At 63.6% G+C, this 17,744-nt stretch carries 13 protein-coding genes and 3 pseudogenes; 7 read left to right on the forward strand and 9 right to left on the reverse strand.

Features of this window, described 5'->3' with window-relative positions; all coding sequences use genetic code 11:
• Positions 1-156: 156 nt before the first annotated feature.
• The 8 genes and pseudogenes from pcaC to pcaR form a co-directional block, all read right to left on the reverse strand.
• Complete coding sequence (pcaC, locus tag IAE39_RS25475; protein WP_172232362.1) at positions 157-549, reverse strand: 4-carboxymuconolactone decarboxylase; 393 nt, start codon at positions 547-549, stop codon at positions 157-159.
• A 10-nt stretch (positions 550-559) separates the two neighbouring features.
• Positions 560-1,351, reverse strand: a complete 792-nt coding sequence (gene pcaD / locus IAE39_RS25480) for a 3-oxoadipate enol-lactonase (RefSeq protein ID WP_201207264.1) — start codon at positions 1,349-1,351, stop codon at positions 560-562.
• Positions 1,352-1,362: 11 nt separating this feature from the next.
• Entirely contained in the window at positions 1,363-2,715 is a 1,353-nt protein-coding gene (locus IAE39_RS25485) for a 3-carboxy-cis,cis-muconate cycloisomerase (protein ID WP_201207265.1), read from the reverse strand.
• A gap of 9 nt (positions 2,716-2,724) precedes the next feature.
• On the reverse strand, positions 2,725-4,014 hold the full coding sequence (locus IAE39_RS25490) for an MFS family transporter (protein WP_201207266.1): 1,290 nt from the start codon (positions 4,012-4,014) through the stop codon (positions 2,725-2,727).
• A 189-nt stretch (positions 4,015-4,203) separates the two neighbouring features.
• Positions 4,204-5,409: a 3-oxoadipyl-CoA thiolase gene (gene pcaF / locus IAE39_RS25495; protein WP_201207276.1), complete on the reverse strand. Its 1,206-nt coding sequence runs from the start codon at positions 5,407-5,409 to the stop codon at positions 4,204-4,206.
• A pseudogene (locus IAE39_RS25500) lies at positions 5,406-5,501 on the reverse strand (CoA-transferase subunit beta); the annotation flags it as partial. The pseudogene IAE39_RS25500 and the gene pcaF, both read right to left, overlap by 4 nt.
• 167 nt (positions 5,502-5,668) lie before the next feature.
• On the reverse strand, positions 5,669-7,015 hold the full coding sequence (locus IAE39_RS25505; RefSeq protein WP_201207267.1) for an MFS transporter: 1,347 nt from the start codon (positions 7,013-7,015) through the stop codon (positions 5,669-5,671).
• Between the two features lie 382 nt (positions 7,016-7,397).
• Positions 7,398-8,273 carry a pca regulon transcriptional regulator PcaR gene (gene pcaR / locus IAE39_RS25510; protein ID WP_201207268.1) on the reverse strand — a complete coding sequence of 292 codons (876 nt, stop codon included), beginning with the start codon at positions 8,271-8,273 and terminating at the stop codon, positions 7,398-7,400.
• Between the two features lie 478 nt (positions 8,274-8,751).
• Between pcaR and IAE39_RS25515 the strand changes: the two genes are divergently transcribed.
• Together IAE39_RS25515 and IAE39_RS25520 are read left to right on the forward strand one after the other, a co-directional pair.
• Entirely contained in the window at positions 8,752-8,952 is a 201-nt protein-coding gene (locus IAE39_RS25515; RefSeq protein ID WP_201207269.1) for a hypothetical protein, read from the forward strand.
• A gap of 313 nt (positions 8,953-9,265) precedes the next feature.
• A complete protein-coding gene (locus IAE39_RS25520; protein WP_201207270.1) occupies positions 9,266-10,738 on the forward strand; it encodes an inorganic phosphate transporter in 1,473 nt (490 codons plus the stop codon).
• A gap of 166 nt (positions 10,739-10,904) precedes the next feature.
• Here IAE39_RS25520 and IAE39_RS25525 read toward each other — a convergent pair whose 3' ends face one another.
• On the reverse strand, positions 10,905-12,380 hold the full coding sequence (locus IAE39_RS25525) for a helicase HerA-like domain-containing protein (protein ID WP_201207271.1): 1,476 nt from the start codon (positions 12,378-12,380) through the stop codon (positions 10,905-10,907).
• Positions 12,381-12,550: 170 nt separating this feature from the next.
• Here IAE39_RS25525 and IAE39_RS30210 point away from each other — a divergent pair.
• The 5 genes and pseudogenes from IAE39_RS30210 to IAE39_RS25545 all read left to right on the forward strand — a co-directional run.
• Positions 12,551-13,567: pseudogene (locus tag IAE39_RS30210) on the forward strand (cache domain-containing protein); the annotation flags it as partial.
• A 261-nt stretch (positions 13,568-13,828) separates the two neighbouring features.
• Positions 13,829-14,425, forward strand: a pseudogene (locus tag IAE39_RS30215) (methyl-accepting chemotaxis protein); the annotation flags it as partial.
• A gap of 224 nt (positions 14,426-14,649) precedes the next feature.
• On the forward strand, positions 14,650-15,771 hold the full coding sequence (locus tag IAE39_RS25535) for a glycosyltransferase family 4 protein (RefSeq protein WP_201207273.1): 1,122 nt from the start codon (positions 14,650-14,652) through the stop codon (positions 15,769-15,771).
• The gene (locus tag IAE39_RS25540; RefSeq protein WP_201207274.1) at positions 15,764-16,528 is read left to right on the forward strand and encodes a DUF2334 domain-containing protein; all 765 of its coding nucleotides are present in this window, start codon (positions 15,764-15,766) and stop codon (positions 16,526-16,528) included. The genes IAE39_RS25535 and IAE39_RS25540 overlap by 8 nt, the downstream gene beginning before the upstream one ends.
• On the forward strand, positions 16,525-17,517 hold the full coding sequence (locus IAE39_RS25545; protein ID WP_201207275.1) for a lysylphosphatidylglycerol synthase transmembrane domain-containing protein: 993 nt from the start codon (positions 16,525-16,527) through the stop codon (positions 17,515-17,517). The genes IAE39_RS25540 and IAE39_RS25545 overlap by 4 nt, the downstream gene beginning before the upstream one ends.
• The last annotated feature ends 227 nt before the right edge of the window (positions 17,518-17,744 follow it).

A 17,744-nucleotide genomic window follows, 5' to 3' on the forward strand; every position in this document is an offset into this window, starting at 1 on the left:
GGCGGGGGGGCGCCGCGGGGGGGGGGGGGGGGGGGGGGGGCCCCCCCCCGCCCCCCCCCCCCCCCCGACAATGTCTGCTGCGAAGCTGAAAACCCTGGGGCCGCTATGCGGCCCGATCGCGACACAAGGCCGCTCCTACAGGGGACCGCGTAACGGTTAACTACGCGACTCTACACCCAACTCATCCCACACCGACTCCGCCATGTGGAAGGTGGCATTGGCCGCCGGAATGCCGCAATAGATCGCGCTTTGCATCAGCACTTCCTTGATCTCGTCGCGGGTCACGCCGTTGTTGGCCGCCGCACGCAGGTGCAGCTTCAACTCGTCGTTGCGGTTCATGCCGATCAGCATGGCGATGGTGATCAGGCTGCGGGTGTGGCGTGGCAGGCCAGGGCGGGTCCAGATATCACCCCAGGCGTGGCGGGTGATCATTTCCTGGAACTCGCCGTTGAAGTCGTTGAGCTTCTCCAGGCTGCGGTCTACGTGGGCATCGCCAAGCACCGCGCGGCGCACTTGCATGCCGGCCTCGTAACGTTGTTTCTCGTCCATGGCGGTGTCCTCAGTGGGCCAGCAGGAAGTCGAGCACGCGGCGGCTGAACGCCTCGCCAATCTCGACGTTGGACAGGTGCGCCGCCGGGAAGTCGACGTATTCGGCACCGGCAATACCGGCCTGCATGAAGCGGCCATGCTCCGGGGTAGTGACCACGTCCTCGGTACCCGCCACAATCAGCGCCGGCACCTGGATACGGCCCAGCTGCTCACGGTAGTCGGCATCACGCACTGCGGCGCAGTTACCGGCATAGCCCTGCGGGCTGGTTTGCGCCAGCATCTGGCAGATGCGTTGCGCCTGCTCTGCGTGGGCCTGGGCAAAGCCCGGGGTGAACCAGCGGGCGATCGAGGCATCGCGCAGGTCGACCATGGCCTGCTGGCCACCCTTGAGCACGGTGTCGATACGGGTGTTCCACACCTCGTCGTTGGCGATCTTGGCGGCGGTGTTGCACAGGGTCAGGCTGTGCAGGCGGTCGCCGGCGTTGATGCCCAGCCACTGGCCGATCAGGCCCCCCATCGACAGGCCGACGAAGTGGGCCTTCTGGATGTCCAGGCCATCGAGCAGGGCCAGCACGTCGCGGCCCAGTTGGTCGATGCTGTACGGGCCCTCAGTGACCAGCGATGCACCGTGGCCACGGGTGTCGTAGCGCAGCACCCGGAAGTGCTGGGTCCACAGCGGCATCTGGGTGTCCCACATGCCAAGGTCCGTACCCAGCGAGTTGGACAGCACCAGCACCGGGGCGTTTTCCGGGCCATCGATTTGGTAGTTCAAAACGCCATCGGCCAGTTGCAAATGCGCCACAGCGGTCTCCTTCAGGCAGTGAAACGTTGATGATCGGATACGGCCCGCGCCACCCAGACGCGGGCCTGGCCCAGGTAATGGGCGGGGTCGAGCAGGCGATCGAGTTCTTCAGCAGACAACTCGGCACTGACCTGCGGTTCGTCCCCCAGCACGGCACGCAGGTGACGCTGCTCGGCCACCGCACGCTGGCAGCATTGTTCCAGCAGGTGGTGGGCGCGGTCACGGCCCAGGCGCTGGGCGAGGACAATGCTCACAGCCTCGGCCAGCACCAGCCCTTGGGTCAGGTCGAGGTTGCGGCGCATGCGCGCGGCGTCCACCTCCATCCCCTCGGCAATCACCTGGGCCTGGCGCAGGGCACCGGAGACCAGGCAGCAGATTTCCGGCAGGGTTTCCCACTCGGCATGCCACAGGCCCAGGCTACGTTCATGTTCCTGGGGCATGGCGCTGAACAGTGTCGATACCAGGCCCGGCACGCGGGTGGCGGCACCGATCAGTACGGCAGCGCCCACCGGGTTACGCTTGTGCGGCATGGTCGAAGAGCCGCCCTTGCCCGGCGCGGAAGGCTCGAACACCTCCCCCGCCTCGGTTTGCATCAACAGGCTGACATCGCGCCCGAACTTGCCCAGGCTGCCGGCCACCAGGCCCAGCACCGATGCAAACTCCACCAGGCGGTCGCGCTGGGTGTGCCAAGGTTGTTCAGGCAGGGTCAACTTGAGTTGCTCGGCCAGCGCCTCGGCCACCGGCATCGCCTTGCTGCCCAGGGCCGCCAGGCTGCCCGAGGCGCCGCCGAACTGCAGCACCAGCAAACGCGGGCGCAATTCCTGCAGGCGCTGGCGGTGGCGGGTCAAGGCGCCCAGCACCCCGGCCAGCTTCATGCCCAAGGTCACTGGGGTCGCGTGCTGCAACCAGGTGCGGCCCACCAACGGTGTATCGGCATGCTTCAAGGCCTGCTGCGACAAGGTCTCGGCCAGCCTGCCAAGGTCGGCTTCGATCAGCTCGAGGGCATCGCGCAACTGCAGCACCAAGCCAGTGTCCATGGCGTCCTGGCTGGTGGCGCCCAGGTGCACGTAACGCTCGGCCTCCGGCACGCCAGTGGCGATCACCTTGCCCAACGCCTTCACCAGCGGGATTGCCGAGTTGCCGGCAGTGGCGATGGCATTGGCCAACGCGGCAATGTCATAGCGCTCGGCCTGGCATGCCGCTTCGATGGCCGCCACGGCGCTGTGCGGGACCAGCCCGGCAGCGGCTTCGGCACGGGCCAGCGCCGCCTCGAAATCAAGCATGCCCTGCAGGCGGCCACGGTCGGAGAAAATCTCGCGCATGGCCGGCGCGGTGAAGTAGGCGTCGAACAGTTGGTTGCTCATGCAGCGTCCTTAGTGGTCATGGTGCAGGTACTCCGCCTGTTTCGGCAGGCGCAGGCTGAACAGGAAGGCAATCGCCATCATCGCGGTCACGTACCAGTAGAAGGTATTTTCCATGCCCATGGTCTTCAACCCCAGGGCCACGTACTCGGCAGAACCGCCGAAGGCCGCGTTGGCGACTGCATAGGCCAGGCCCACACCCAGCGCACGCACCTGCGGCGGGAACATTTCGGCCTTCACCAGGCCGCTGATCGAGGTGTAGAAACTGACGATGCACAGTGCCAGGGTAATCAGCACGAAGGCCATGAACGGGCTGGTCACGGTTTTCAGCGCCATCAGCAGCGGCACGGTGAACAGCGTGCCCAGGGCGCCGAACAGCAGCATCGAATTACGCCGGCCAATGCGATCGGACAGCATGCCGAAGAACGGCTGCAACACCATGAACAGGAACAGCGCACCGGTCATCACGTAGCTGGCGTTCTTCGCCGTCATGCCGGCAGTGTTGACCAGGTATTTCTGCATGTAGGTGGTGAAGGTGTAGAAGATCAGCGAGCCGCCTGCGGTGTACCCCAGTACCGTGATGAACGCGGCAGTGTGGTTGCGGAACAGGCCACCGATGGAGCCGGCGTCCTTGTCGTTGCGGGTTTCGGCGCTGCTGGTCTCGTGCAGCGAGCGGCGCAGCATCAGCGAGATCAGCGCGGCGATGGCACCGACCACGAACGGAATACGCCAGCCCCAGGCGCGCAGTTCATCTTCGGTCAGCAGTTGCTGCAAGATCACGACCACCAGTACCGCCAGCAACTGACCACCGATCAGGGTCACGTACTGGAACGAGGCAAAGAAGCCGCGCTGGCCACGCAAGGCCACTTCACTCATGTACGTAGCAGTGGTGCCGTACTCGCCGCCCACCGACAGGCCCTGGATCAGGCGCGCCAGCAACAGCAGCGCCGGGGCCCAGGTGCCGATGCTGGCGTAGGTGGGCAGGCAGGCGATCATCAGCGAGCCGAAGCACATCATCAGCACCGAGATCATCAGGGAGTTCTTGCGGCCATGGCGGTCAGCGAGGCGGCCGAAGATCCAGCCACCAATGGGGCGCATCAGGAAGCCTGCGGCGAACACACCCGCCGTGTTCAACAACTGCACGGTAGGGTCGTCGGAGGGGAAGAAGGCCGGGGCGAAGTAGATGGCGCAGAAGGCGTAGACGTAGAAGTCGAACCATTCCACCAGGTTGCCCGAAGAGGCACCAACGATAGCGAAGATGCGTTTACTGCGCTCTTCGCCGGTGTAATAGGTTGAGGTCATGACGGTTTTACTCCTGGAGGGTACTAGGTACGTCTAGACATACCTGGTAACACACTCGTTCCGCTATCAGGCTGGCAATTGGCCTTGTGTCTAACCGGGCCGGCCTCTTCGCGGGTAAACCCGCTCCCACAACGGGAGGCGTGGTTCCCCCTGTGGGAGCGGGTTCACCCGCGAAGAGGCCGGTACAGGTCAAACCCGCTCGATGGCCAACGCCAAACCTTGCCCAACGCCCACACACATGGTCGCCAGGCCCTTACGCCCACCGCTCTTCTCCAGTTGGTGCAGCGCCGTCAGTACCAGACGCGCACCGCTCATGCCCAGCGGGTGGCCCAGGGCGATAGCGCCGCCATTCGGGTTCACCTGCGGCGCATCGTCGGCCACACCCAGCTCACGCAGCACTGCCAGACCTTGGCTGGCGAAGGCTTCGTTAAGCTCGATCACGTCAAAATCGTTGACCGCCACACCCAGGCGCTCGGTCAGCTTGCGCACCGCCGGCACCGGGCCAATACCCATCACCCGTGGTGCAACGCCGCCGCTGGCCATGCCCAGCACGCGGGCACGCGGGGTCAGGCCGTGTTTCTTCACCGCTTCGGCCGAGGCCAGGATCAACGCAGCGGCACCGTCGTTCACGCCCGAGGCGTTGCCGGCAGTGACGGTCTTGTCCGGGCCGTTGACCGGTTTGAGTTTGGTCAGCGCTTCGAGGGTGGTTTCCGGGCGCAGGTGCTCGTCACACTCGACGATGATCTCGCCCTTCTTGTGGGCAATACGCACCGGCACGATTTCTTCGGCGAAGAAGCCGGCGGCCTGTGCAGCAGCGGCCTTCTGCTGGCTGCGCAGGGCGAAGGCGTCCTGGTCAGCGCGCGAAACCTGGTAGTCGTCAGCCACGTTGTCGGCGGTTTCCGGCATGGAATCCACGCCGTACTGGCTCTTCATCAGCGGGTTGATGAAACGCCAGCCGATGGTGGTGTCTTCCAGCTTCATGTTGCGCGAATAGCCGCTTTCGGCCTTGCCCATGACGAACGGCGCACGCGACATCGACTCGACGCCGCCGGCAATCGCCAGCTCCATTTCACCGCTGGCGATAGCGCGGAAGGCGGTGCCGATGGCATCCATGCCCGAGGCGCACAGGCGGTTCAGGGTAACGCCCGGGATGCTCTCTGGCAGGCCCGCCAGCAGCAGCGCCATGCGTGCCACGTTGCGGTTGTCTTCACCGGCCTGGTTGGCGCAGCCGAAGAACACCTCGTCAACCTGGTCCCATTGCACGCCGGGGTTGCGCTCGATCAGCGCTTTCAGCGGCACAGCGGCCAGGTCGTCGGCCCGCACACCGGCCAAGGCACCGCCAAAGCGGCCGATCGGGGTACGGATGGCGTCACAGATGAATACGTCTCGCATCAGGCTTCTCCTGCCAGCCGGCCATAGGCCGCGGCGGTACGGGCTTCGAGGTCACGCAGGGCGGACAGCTCGAATTCAGTGGGTTCGGTAGTGGTCTGCTCGTGGCATTTGGAGGCTCCTGGTCAGGGTGCTTCAGTGAGCTCAGATTAAGGAGAGTGGTGGGGGGCTTACAATCCGATAATCGACTCTATGTGCGATTATCGAACTATTTGTTGCTCCCCTACCTATCTCCAGACTGGGGCCGCAAAGTGCCCCCCGCTGTTCAGGTCGCGTCAGCGTGGCTCACCAGCCCCTTGACGATCACCCCTACGGTTGCCAGCGCTGCCGGCACCAGCAGCGCCGTCAGCACTTGCTCGAAGTTCCAGCCCAGGCCCAGCAGCGTCGCGCCACTCCAGGCCCCGAGAATCGCACCAAAGCGGCCGATGCCCAGCATCCACGATACACCCGTGGCACGGCCCTGGGTCGGGTAGAAGCGTGCCGCCAGCGATGGCATTGCCGACTGCGCGCCGTTCACGCACATGCCGGCGACCAGTACCAGCGTAGCCAGCACGGTGATGTTGCCCAGGCTTTGCCCCACGGCGTAGGCGAACGCCCCGGCCAGCAGGTAGAAAATGCCGATGACCTTGTGCGGGTTGAAGCGGTCCATGGCCCAACCCACAAAAACCGCACTCAGCACACCACCAAACTGGAACAACGCGCCGATGAAGGCGGCCTGCTCCATGCTCGCGCCACTGTCGCGCATCAGGGTTGGCAGCCAGCTGGTCAGCAGGTAGACGATCACCAGCCCCATGAAGTAGGTCAGCCACAGCAGCACCGTGCCCAGGCCATAGGTGCCCGAGAAGATCACAGCGAACACGTTGCGGGCGGCCACGGCCTTTTGTTCCGGCACGCTGAAGCTGCCTGCCTCGGCCACCACCTGCGGCGCAATCGGCGAGAGGGTCTTGCGAATCTTGTCGGTGCCACGGTTGCGTACCACCAGGAAGCGTGCCGACTCCGGCAGCCAGACCATCAGCACCAATGCCAGCAACAGCGGTAGCACGCCACCCACTACCAGCAGGCTGTGCCAGCCGTAGGCAGGGATCATTTTGGCGGAAATGAAGCCACCACCGGCCATGCCCAGGTTGAAGCCGCAGAACATGCTGGTTACCAGCAACGACTTGAGGCGCTCTGGGGTGTACTCGGACAGCAGCGTGGTGGCATTGGGCATGCCGGCGCCAAGGCCCAGACCGGTCAGGAAACGCAGTACCAGCAACTGGTCGACGTTGGTGGCATAGGCCGAGGCCAGGCTAAAGCCGCCGAACACCAGTACCGCCCCCACCAGCACGCCCTTGCGGCCAAAGCGGTCGGCCAGCGGCCCGGAGCCCAGGGCGCCGAATACCATGCCGATCAACGCGGCACTCATTACCGGGCCAAGGCTGGCGCGGTCGATACCCCACTCCTGCGACAGGGCTGGGGCGATGAAGCCCATGGCGGCAGTGTCCAGGCCGTCGAGGAAGACGATCAGGAAGCACAACAGCACGACCCGCCACTGATAGCGGGACAACGGCTGCTGATTGATGAACGACTGAACGTCGAGGCTTTTGCCGACGTTGGATTGCGCTTGGTTCATTGTTGTTATCCAGAATGTGGGGCACAGCCAGGCCACTGCACACGGTTTACCGGTACAAGTTGGCAATGATTGGGGATATGGCCTGTGTCAGCCTGGATACAACTGGACTGCGTGCGGGTGCGGCCGCGGCAGCGAAGGGACAGTATGCATGGTAAGTGCCTCTTATGTTTTTCTTGTTCGGTCGGCACAGCCGACCGTTGCGAGAGACATTAATCAGCGGGCGCTGGTGACGCAATTCAACGGGAGCGACACTGTGCGTTTATCGCACAGGAAACGGTTTCGCCTGTTCAATATCTGAATGGGGGCGCTGTGCGCCCCAATCGCGACACAAGGCCGCTCCCACAGGTACTGCGTAACATTCGAACCTGCGGCCGCGGGAATCTCAACCAAACAACTGATGGCAAAGGTCCCTGCTGGCTGCCAGCAGAATCGGCAAAAAGCGCTGCTCCAGTTCGCTGCGCGTCACCCGCCCAACGTGGGTACTCACGTTCAGCGCCGCCAGTACCTGCCCCGAAGCGTCATACACCGGCACCGCAATCGAGCGCAGCCCCTGCTCCAGCTCCTGGTCCACCACGCACCAGCCTTGGGCACGCACTTGCTGGATGCAGGCAAACAACGACTCGGCGTCATTCAGCGTACGACTGGTGCGCGCTTTCAGATCGGCACGGTCCAGGTACTCACGCAAGCTGGTGTCGTCCATGGCTGCCAGCAGAATACGCCCCATCGACGTGCAATAGGCCGGCAGGCGCCCGCCCACCGACAGGTCGACCGAGATCAACCGCTCCACCGTGGCCGAACGGGCTATATAAAGGATGTCATCACCTTCAAGGGTCGCCATGTTGGCAGCCTCGTGCAGCTGGTCGCTGATGCGGTCCAGGTAAGGCTGGGCCGAAATCGCCAGTGGCGTCGATGACAGGTAGGCATGCCCCAGCGTCAGCACCTTGGGCAGCAGCGAATAGGTACGCCCGTCCGTGGTGGCATAGCCCAGCTTGATCAGCGTGTGCAGGCACCGGCGCACCGCAGCGCGGGGTATTTCCGTGCGGTGGCTGATCTGGGCGATGGTCAGGTGGCGCTTGCGCTCCTGGAAAGCCTGGATCACTGCCAGGCCACGGGCCAGGGAGGTCATGAAGTCCGGGTCGCCGGTGAAGGCCTGAATGCGCTTGGCCGGGGAAGCCACGATTGGCGGCGCCATGGCAGCCGAAGCAGGCCGTGCCGCCTCCGGGTTGGCGGAATCGTTGCCCTGGGTTTCGTCACTCATCGCACACCTCAAAAAAAACGCCGGTTCGTGCGATTATCGAACAAACGGCCGATAATCGCAATTGACCGCCGACACTTTTGCTTATACCTTTCTCCTGCCACTTGTGGCTTCTTTGGAGAGACTGGTCAGGTACCCACCGTAGAAGTCCCCAGGCAACGGCCTCGCCTTTCGGCGGGGCCGTTTTTCATTCCCGCTCCGCCCTCGACATTGCTGCGAACTTTTATCCGCCTGGCCTTTCAAACTTGTGCGAAAGGCCGAAACTGTTTATGGGCACATTCCACAACTTGCGTCAGATGATGTCAGGGTTGGGTAAATAACCCTGTTCGGCGAATTATCGGTTGCTATAATCGATTGCACTGGCCCCGACGTTACCTCGGCAACGGAACCTTCTGCTGTATCAAACCGTTGCGGCCGGCAAAGCCTGTGCATACTGCACAGCACCTAACATTAGTCATTACACTTCATTCAGGTACTGCATGTGACGAAAGATGAACTGCGCGCAGAACTCGAGCGCCAGGCTGAACGTTACAAGGATGTTTACGGTGGCGAAGTCACCACTTATGCCGCCCAACCGGATCCGGAACGCAAACCTTGGCGCAAACGTGCCAGCGTGCGCGACCAATCGTTCAGCCAGGAGCTGGAACGGATGGAAAAGGAACTGCGCAGCGACACGCCCTGACCCACAGGGCCACGCCAGCGCGTCGTCGCCCGGCCCGCCCGGGCGCGGTCGATCTTTACCGCCAGGCCGAAGGTGAAATGGAATTTCACAAATTTCATACGACCGTTTGAACGCTAGCGAAACGGCTTGAAGTCGGCTTTTATGCCTGATTTCACTGGCTTTTGTGCTTTTTAGCCGACATTTACCTGCGTCGATGCGTCTTGATGCAAGTCACACCTACGCCATGAAGATTGCCATCGGTCTGTCGCAGGTGCATCGATTGCAAAGGTTTTCTGGCATAATCCCGCCCCCCTAAGACCGCCAGACAACCTTCATGATCGATTTATTCAGCGGACTGGATGCCTGGGTGTTGGTGAGCCTGCTGCTCGCCTTGACCTTCGTACTCGCCTTCGAGTTCATCAATGGCTTTCATGACACCGCAAACGCGGTAGCTACCGTCATCTATACCAAAGCCATGCCACCGCACCTCGCCGTGTTCTTCTCCGGCGTGTTCAACTTCCTTGGCGTTTTGCTCGGCGGTGTCGGGGTGGCCTATGCCATCGTTCACCTGTTGCCGGTAGAACTGCTGATCAATGTGAACACAGGGCACGGCCTGGCCATGGTCTTCTCGTTGCTGGCCGCGGCCATCACCTGGAACCTTGGCACCTGGTACTTCGGTATTCCCGCGTCCAGCTCGCACACGCTGATCGGCTCCATTCTGGGTGTCGGCCTGGCCAACGCGCTGATCAACGACATCCCGCTGGGCGACGGTGTCAACTGGCAGAAGGCGATCGACATCGCCATGTCGCTGGTGGTCTCGCCAATTGCTGGCTTCGCTGTTGCCGCCCTGGTCCTGATCGGCCTGAAATGGTGGCGCCCGCTGTCGAAGATGCACAAAACCCCTGACCAGCGCCGCAAGCTTGACGACAAGAAGCACCCGCCATTCTGGAACCGCATGGTACTGGTCGTATCGGCCATGGGCGTAAGCTTCGTGCACGGTTCCAACGACGGCCAGAAAGGCATCGGCCTGATCATGCTGGTGCTGATCGGCATCGTCCCGGCCAAGTTCGTCCTCGACCTGAACAGCACCACCTACCAGATCGAGCGCACCCGCGACGCCACCCTGCACATGAGCCAGTTCTACCAGCGCAACGCCGCCACCCTGGGCGAGTTCCTGGCACTGGGCAAGGCCAAGGCCAGCGACCTGCCGGAGCAGTTCAGCTGCAACCCGCAGCAGACCGAGCCGACCATCGCCGCCCTGCAATCCTCGCTGCAAGGCGTGACCGACTACCACAGCCTGGACGCCGACAAGCGCGTTGAAGTACGCCGCTACCTGCTGTGCCTGGATGACACGGCGAAGAAGGTGGGCAAGCTGCCAGGCCTGGACGCCCGTGAAAAGGCCGACCTGGAAAAACTGCGCAAAGACCTGACCGCCACCACTGAATACGCCCCGTTCTGGGTGATCGTGGCCGTCGCCCTGGCCCTGGGCCTGGGCACCATGGTGGGCTGGAAGCGTGTGGTGCTGACCGTTGGCGAGAAGATCGGCAAGCAGGGCATGACCTATGCCCAGGGCATGTCGGCGCAAATCACCGCAGCCTGCGCCATCGGCCTGGCTAACGTGTTCGCCTTGCCGGTATCGACCACCCACGTGCTGTCGTCCGGCGTTGCCGGCACCATGGTCGCCAACAAAAGTGGCCTGCAAGGCGGCACCGTCAAGACCATCCTGATGGCCTGGGTGCTGACCCTGCCAGCCTCGATGGGCCTGGCGGCCGGCCTGTTCTGGCTGGCGTCCAAAGCCATTGGCTGAGTGACACCCCCCTGAAAAAGGCGCCTTCGGGCGCTTTTTTCATGGGCATTTTCATGTGCCGGCCTCTTCGCGGGTAAACCCGCTCCCACAGGGATCGCACAGGTCTTGGGGGCAGCGGGGATCCTGTGGGAGCGGGTTTACCCGCGAAATGGTCGGCACAGGAAGACTACCTTTTCTTGCCCCCCAGCAACGACCCCATCAACCCCCGCACCAACTGCCGCCCCAACTGGTTGGCTGCCTGGCGCACCGCCGATTTGATCGCCTGCCCCGCCGCACTCTGCAAGAAATCACCGGCCTTGTCGGCAAAACTCTCTTCATCCGCCTTCGGTTGCGGCGCCGGCTCCACCGCCTCGCCTTTGCGCTGGGTCAGCATTTCATAGGCCGACTCACGGTCCACCGGCTTGTCATAGCGCCCGGCCAACGGCGAAGCAGCAATCAGCGCACTGCGCTCAGCAGCATTCAACGGCCCGATACGCGACTGCGGCGGCGCCACCAGCACGCGCTGGACCATGGCCGGCGTGCCCTTCTCTTCCAGCGTACCCACCAGTGCCTCGCCAATCCCGAGTTCGGTCAGCACCGCCAGGGTGTCGAATGCCGGGTTGGGGCGAAAACCATCGGCCACTGCCCGCAGCGACTTCTGCTCCTTGGCAGTAAACGCCCGCAAGCCGTGCTGAATGCGCAAACCCAGCTGGGCCAACACCGCATCCGGCAAGTCGCCAGGCGACTGGGTAACGAAGTACACCCCAACCCCCTTGGAGCGGATCAGCCGCACTACTTGCTCCAGGCGGTCCTGCAGCGCCTTGGGCGTACCGTTGAACAGCAGGTGCCCCTCATCGAAAAACAACGCCAGCACTGGCTTGTCAGCATCGCCGCGCTCAGGCAACTGCTCGAACAACTCGGCCAGCAGCCACAACAGGAAGGTGGCGTACACCTTGGGTGCTTCATGCACCAGCCGGCTGGCATCGAGCAGGTGGATCCGGCCGCGGCCATCCGGGTCCGGGCGCAGCAGGTCCTCCAGCTGCAATGCCGGCTCGCCGAACAGCGCCTCGGCGCCCTGTTGCTCCAGCGTCGCCAGCCGCCGGAGCAAGGCCTGGGTGGATGCCGTGGTCATCAGCGCACTGTCTTCACCGAGCAGTTGCGGGTTGTCCTTCAGGTGCGCGAGCAGCGCCTTGAGGTCCTTGAGGTCGAGCAACAACAAGCCTTCACGGTCAGCCACCTTGAACGCGGCATACAGCGCCGCCTGCTGGCTGTCGGTGAGTTCCAGCAAGTTGCCCAGCAGTAACGGCCCCATCTCACTCAGGGTGGTGCGCAGCGGGTGGCCAGACTGCCCGGCGATATCCCACACGCTTACCGGGTAGGCCCGCGGCGTATGCCCCAGCCACGGCATGCCGGCGATGCGCTCGGCCACCTTGCCCTGCGGCGCACCGGCAGCGCCCAGGCCGCAAAGGTCCCCTTTGACATCGGCGGCGAACACTGCCACCCCGGCGTCACTGAACACCTCCGCCAGGCGCTGCAGGGTGACGGTCTTGCCAGTCCCTGTTGCCCCGGCCACCAGGCCATGGCGGTTGGCCAGCCGCATGGCTTGCCCGACGGGCTGGCCATCGGGGCCTGCTCCTACAACGATGGTCGAATTTTCCGACATCTCTTTAATCCTCTGCTCAAGCTTTAGCTTAATTCGGCCGATACCTTTGGGTGATATTCGCCTTAATAGAGAGGAACAACCGAAAAGGGACTTTTCGGGAGGTTGCACTGCCTTTGCGGCTCCACTCGTGCGAACGCCTGATATAAAACCTTAGCGGAACCGATTACGCCATGAACAAAAGCCTTCGTTTCAGCCACAAGATTCTTTTGGCGGCTTCACTGATCGTGATACTCGCCTTCAGCCTTTTCACCCTCTACAACGATTACCTCCAGCGTAATGCGATCCGCGAGGACCTGGAAAACTATCTGGCTGAAATGGGCACCTCCACTTCGACCAACATCCGCAACCTGTTCGAAGGGCGTATCAAACTGGTGGAAAACCTGGCGCAGAACATTGCCCAGAGCCCAGCCAACGCTGAAACCCTGATGGGCCAGAATGCGCTGATCTCCAGTTTCCTCACCGTCTACCTGGGCAAGGTCGATGGCGGCTTCAGCGTGCGCCCAGACTCGAAAATGCCCGACGGCTATGACCCGCGCACCCGCCCCTGGTACAGAGATGGCATGAATGCCAGCGGGGCAACCCTGACCGAGCCCTACATCGACATGACCACCAACAAGATGGTCATCGGTATCCTCAGCAAGGTCTCCAGCAGTGTGGGCGTGGTTGGCGGCGACCTGGCACTGGACGGCCTGGTGCAAATCATCAACTCGCTGAACTTCGGTGGCATGGGCTACGCCTTCCTGGTCAACGACCAGGGCAAGATCCTGGTGCACCCGGACAAAGACCTGGTGATGAAATCGCTGTCGGACCTGTTCCCGCAACACACCCCGAAGCTTTCCAGCGAGCTGACCGAAGTGCAGAGCGATGGCCAGGCCCGTTTGCTGACCTTCACCCCGATCACCGGCCTGCCCTCGGCCAACTGGTACATCGGCCTGTCGGTAGACAAGGACAAAGCCTTCTCGATGCTCAGCACCTTCCGCACCTCGGCGGTGATCGCCACGGTCGTGGCGGTGGTGATCATCATCGGCCTGCTTGGCCTGCTGATCCGCGTACTGATGCAGCCGCTGCACACCATGACCCGTGCCATGGAAGATATCGCCGAAGGTGAAGGCGACCTGACCAAGCGCCTGCGCATCCACAACCACGACGAATTCGGCATCCTCGGCAACGCCTTCAACCGCTTCGTCGAGCGCATCCATGGCAGCATCCGCGAAGTGTCCTCGGCCACCGAGCAAGTCAACGAAGTAGCCTTGCGGGTGATCAGCGCCTCGAACTCGTCGATGACCAACTCCGACGAGCAGTCCAACCGCACCAACAGCGTGGCCGCCGCCATCAACGAACTGGGCGCCGCCGCCCAGGAAATTGCCGGTAACGCCGCCCAGGCTTCGCAGCACGCCAGTTCCGCACGCCTGCTGGCCGAAGAAGGCCAGCAAGTGGTCGAGCGCAACATTGCCGCGATGAACCGCCTGTCGGACCTGATCGTCACCTCTAGCGCGCACATCGAAACCCTGAACAGCAAGACCGTGAACATCGGCCAGATCCTTGAAGTGATCACCAGCATTTCCCAGCAGACCAACCTGCTGGCGCTGAACGCCGCCATCGAAGCGGCCCGCGCCGGTGAAGCCGGGCGTGGTTTTGCCGTGGTTGCCGATGAAGTGCGCAACCTGGCGCACCGCACCCAGGAATCGGCGCAGCAGGTGCAGACCATGATCGAAGAGCTGCAAGTGGGTGCCCGTGATTCGGTCGAAACCATGGACCAGAGCCAGCGTCACAGCCAGGACAGCGTGCAGATCGCCAACCAGGCTGGCGAACGCCTGGACAGCGTGACCGTGCGCATTGGCGAGATCGACGGCATGAACCAGTCGGTGGCCACCGCCACGGAGGAGCAGACCGCCGTGGTCGAGGCAATCAACATGGACATCAACGAGATCAACATGCTCAACCAGGAAGGCGTGGAAAACCTGCAGGCCACCCTGCGGGCGTGCTCCGACCTGGAACAGCAGGCTGGCCGCCTGAAGCAGCTGGTGGGCAGTTTCCGTATCTGACCGTCAGGTCGAGTCGCCTGCTTCGCGGGTGAACCCGCTCCTACAGGGTTGTGTGCTACCCCTGTGGGAGCGGGTACACCCGTGAAGAAGCCAGCCCCCCTCTCCAGCCTTACCCCCCACCCAACCCCGATCGAACAAACTATTCTTCTGAAAGGTCAACCTTTAGGCGCGTCATCGCCGGCACGTTACCGCTTGATGACACACCCGAAGACGATCCCGGAGGGATGCTGATCGTGCACATCGCCGACATCACCATGTTCTACGCCCCGGCCAGCGGTGGCGTACGTACCTATCTTGATGCCAAACATCACCGTCTCGAAGCTATCCAGGGGGTACGCCACAGCCTGTTGGTTCCCGGTGCCAGCGCCCAAGGTGCCGATGGCATCTATCAGGTACCGGCGCCACCCTTGCCGTTCGGCAAGGGCTATCGCTTTCCGGTACGCCTGGCCCCCTGGTGCAAGACGCTGCGCGCGCTCAAGCCCGACCTGATCGAAGTCGGCGACCCCTACCTGACGGCTTGGGCGGCGCTGGAGGCGCGGCGCCAGCTCGACGTGCCGGTCATCGGTTTCTACCATTCCGACCTGCCGTTACTGGTCAGCAACCGCATGGGCAACTGGTTTACGCCGAATGTAGAGGCCTATGTCAGCAAGCTGTACGGCAATTTCGACCGGGTGCTGGCCCCCAGCCAGGTCATGGCCGACAAGCTGCGCCGCCTGGGTGTGCGTGACGTGCACGTACAGCGCCTTGGCGTAGACCTGGCCACCTTCAACCCCGAACGGCGCGATCCGCGCCTGCGCGCCGAACTGGGTATTGCCGATACCAGCCGCCTGCTGATCTATGCCGGCCGTGGCTCGCGGGAAAAGAACCTGCCGGTGCTGCTCGACTGCATGCAGCAGCTTGGCCACCCCTACCATTTGTTGCTGGTGGGCTCGAACATGCCGGCCAACGTGCCGAACAACGTCAGTGTGATCGACCACTTCTGCCCGGCCGCGGAAGTCGCCCGCTTCATGGCCAGCGCCGACCTGCTGGTGCACGCGGGCGACCAGGAAACCTTCGGCCTGGTCATTCTCGAAGCCATGGCCAGCGCCACACCGGTGGTAGCAGTACGCGCCGGTGCCTTTGGCGAAATCATCAACGAACAGTGCGGCCGCCTGTGTACGCCCAACGATGGCCGCGCCATGGCAGCGGCCGTGCGCGAGGCGTTCGAGGCCGGTACCCGCAAACTCGGCGCGCAAGCCCGCCGCCATGTGGAGCAGCACTACTCGTGGGACAACGTGGTCAACGGCCTGCTGCAGCACTACCAGGCCGTGCTTGGCCACCAGCCACAGGTACGCGCCCATGCTTGAGCCACTGCCGCCATCGCGCAGCCTGATGCTGGTGCTGCATGATGTCGCGCCCGAGACCTGGCCCGACTACCAGCCCTTTGTCCAGGCTGTCGACGCTATCGGCGGCGTACCCATGACCTGGCTGGTGGTACCGGACTTTCACCAGCGCAACCCGCTGCTGCGCTCACCGACTTTCTGCCGCCTGCTGGAACGGCGCCTGGCCCAGGGCGACGAGCTGGCCCTGCACGGTTACTACCATGCCGACAATGGCCCCCCACCACGCACGCCCGGCGAATACTTCATGCGCCGCATCTACACCCATGAAGGCGAGTTCTTCGGCCTCGACCAGCAACAGGCGTTGCAGCGCCTGGAGCACGGCCTGGCGCTGTTCGACCAGCAAGGTTGGCCGGTGGCTGGCTTCGTCGCGCCGGCCTGGTTGATGAGCGAAGGCACCCGCCAGGCCCTGCGCAGCCTGCCGCTGCGCTACACCAGTACGCCGCAGCACCTGTACCGCCTGCCGGAATTTACCGCCATCAAAGCCCCGGGGCTGGTATGGAGCGCCCGCAGTGCCTGGCGCCGTGGCCTGTCGCGGGTGCTGTGCGACTGGCAATGCCGGCGCTGGCACAACGCCGAGACCCTGCGCCTGGGCCTGCACCCGGTGGACATGCGCCATCGCACCTCCCGCGAGTACTGGCTGAACACCTTGCGCACCCTGCTGGCACAAGGCCGTGAGCCACTGACCAAGTCGGCCTGGCTGGACCGCCAGGCCAGCGCATGAACCGCCTGGCCTGGCTTGGCCTGGCACTGCTCGGCGCGGTGCTGGTACCCACCCTGCTGGGTGGCAGCGAGCTGCTGCCCAGGCTGCAAGGCTTCGAGCCCGGCCTGATGCTGACACTGTTGGGCATGATCCTGCTGTGCTGGGTGATCAATGCCATCCGCCTGCGCCTGCTGCTCGGCCAGCAAGGTGAAAGGCTTGGGCGCATGCGTAGCCTGGGCGTGGTGATGGCCACCGAATTCGCCATTTGCACCACGCCTGGCGGCAGCGGCGGGCCGTTGACCCTCATGGCCCTGCTTGCGCGTGAACGCATCGGCCCGGCGCGCAGTGGCGCCGTGTTCGCCATGGACCAGCTCAACGACCTGCTGTTCTTCTTCTGCGCCATGCTGGCGATTGCCGGCTACGCCTTGTTCCACAGCCTGGGGCGCAGCCAGGAAAGCATGCTGCTGGGCAGCGCATTGCTGCTGTGCACAGCGCTGGCCGGGGTAATCGGGCTGATGCGCTATCGACGCACGGTAATGCGCGTAAATGGCAGGCTGCTGCAGCGCCTGGGCGTGGGCCGGCAGCGCCAACGGCGATGGGCGCGCAAGGTGCTGCATTTCATCGAGGCGCTGGCGCAAACCTGGCGCCTGCCCAAACGCACGCTGGCAATGGTGTTTACCTTGACCTGTGCGCACTGGAGCTTGCGCTACAGCGTCTTGTACCTGGTATTGCGCGGGCTGGGCGTGAATTTGGCGTGGATCCCCAGCTTCCTGGTGCAGATGCTGTCACTCAGTGCCGGGCAGTTCAGCCTGCTGCCGGGGGGCGCGGGTGCCGCCGAGCTGACGTCTGCCAGCCTGCTGACGCCACTGGTGGGCAGTTCGACCGCCGCGGCGGCGATCCTGATATGGCGCGCGGTTACTTACTACTTTTACTTGCTGGCGGGTGGGCCGGTGTTCGTGTGCCTGCTGGCGCGTCCGTTGCTGGAGCGCTGGCGGCGTCAGGCGGGTTGAGTTTTTGCCAGAGTTCGGCGGCGCCGGGGAAGTCGGTGCCATCGGTTTCGGCCAGGGCTTCGGGGTCGTAGCGGGCCAGGCAACCTTCGCCCAGGGTGGGTGGGGGTGAGGCGGTGGGTTGGTTGCGCAGCTTTGCCATTGGCGTATCCCTCAAGATTGCCGGGGGCGCTTTGCGCCCCTATCGCGGCCCCAAGCCCCGCCGGCGGGGTTGGTGGGGGGCCGGGGTG

It is taken from the genome of Pseudomonas sp. S37 (genome assembly GCF_016658545.1).
Taxonomy (GTDB): domain Bacteria; phylum Pseudomonadota; class Gammaproteobacteria; order Pseudomonadales; family Pseudomonadaceae; genus Aquipseudomonas.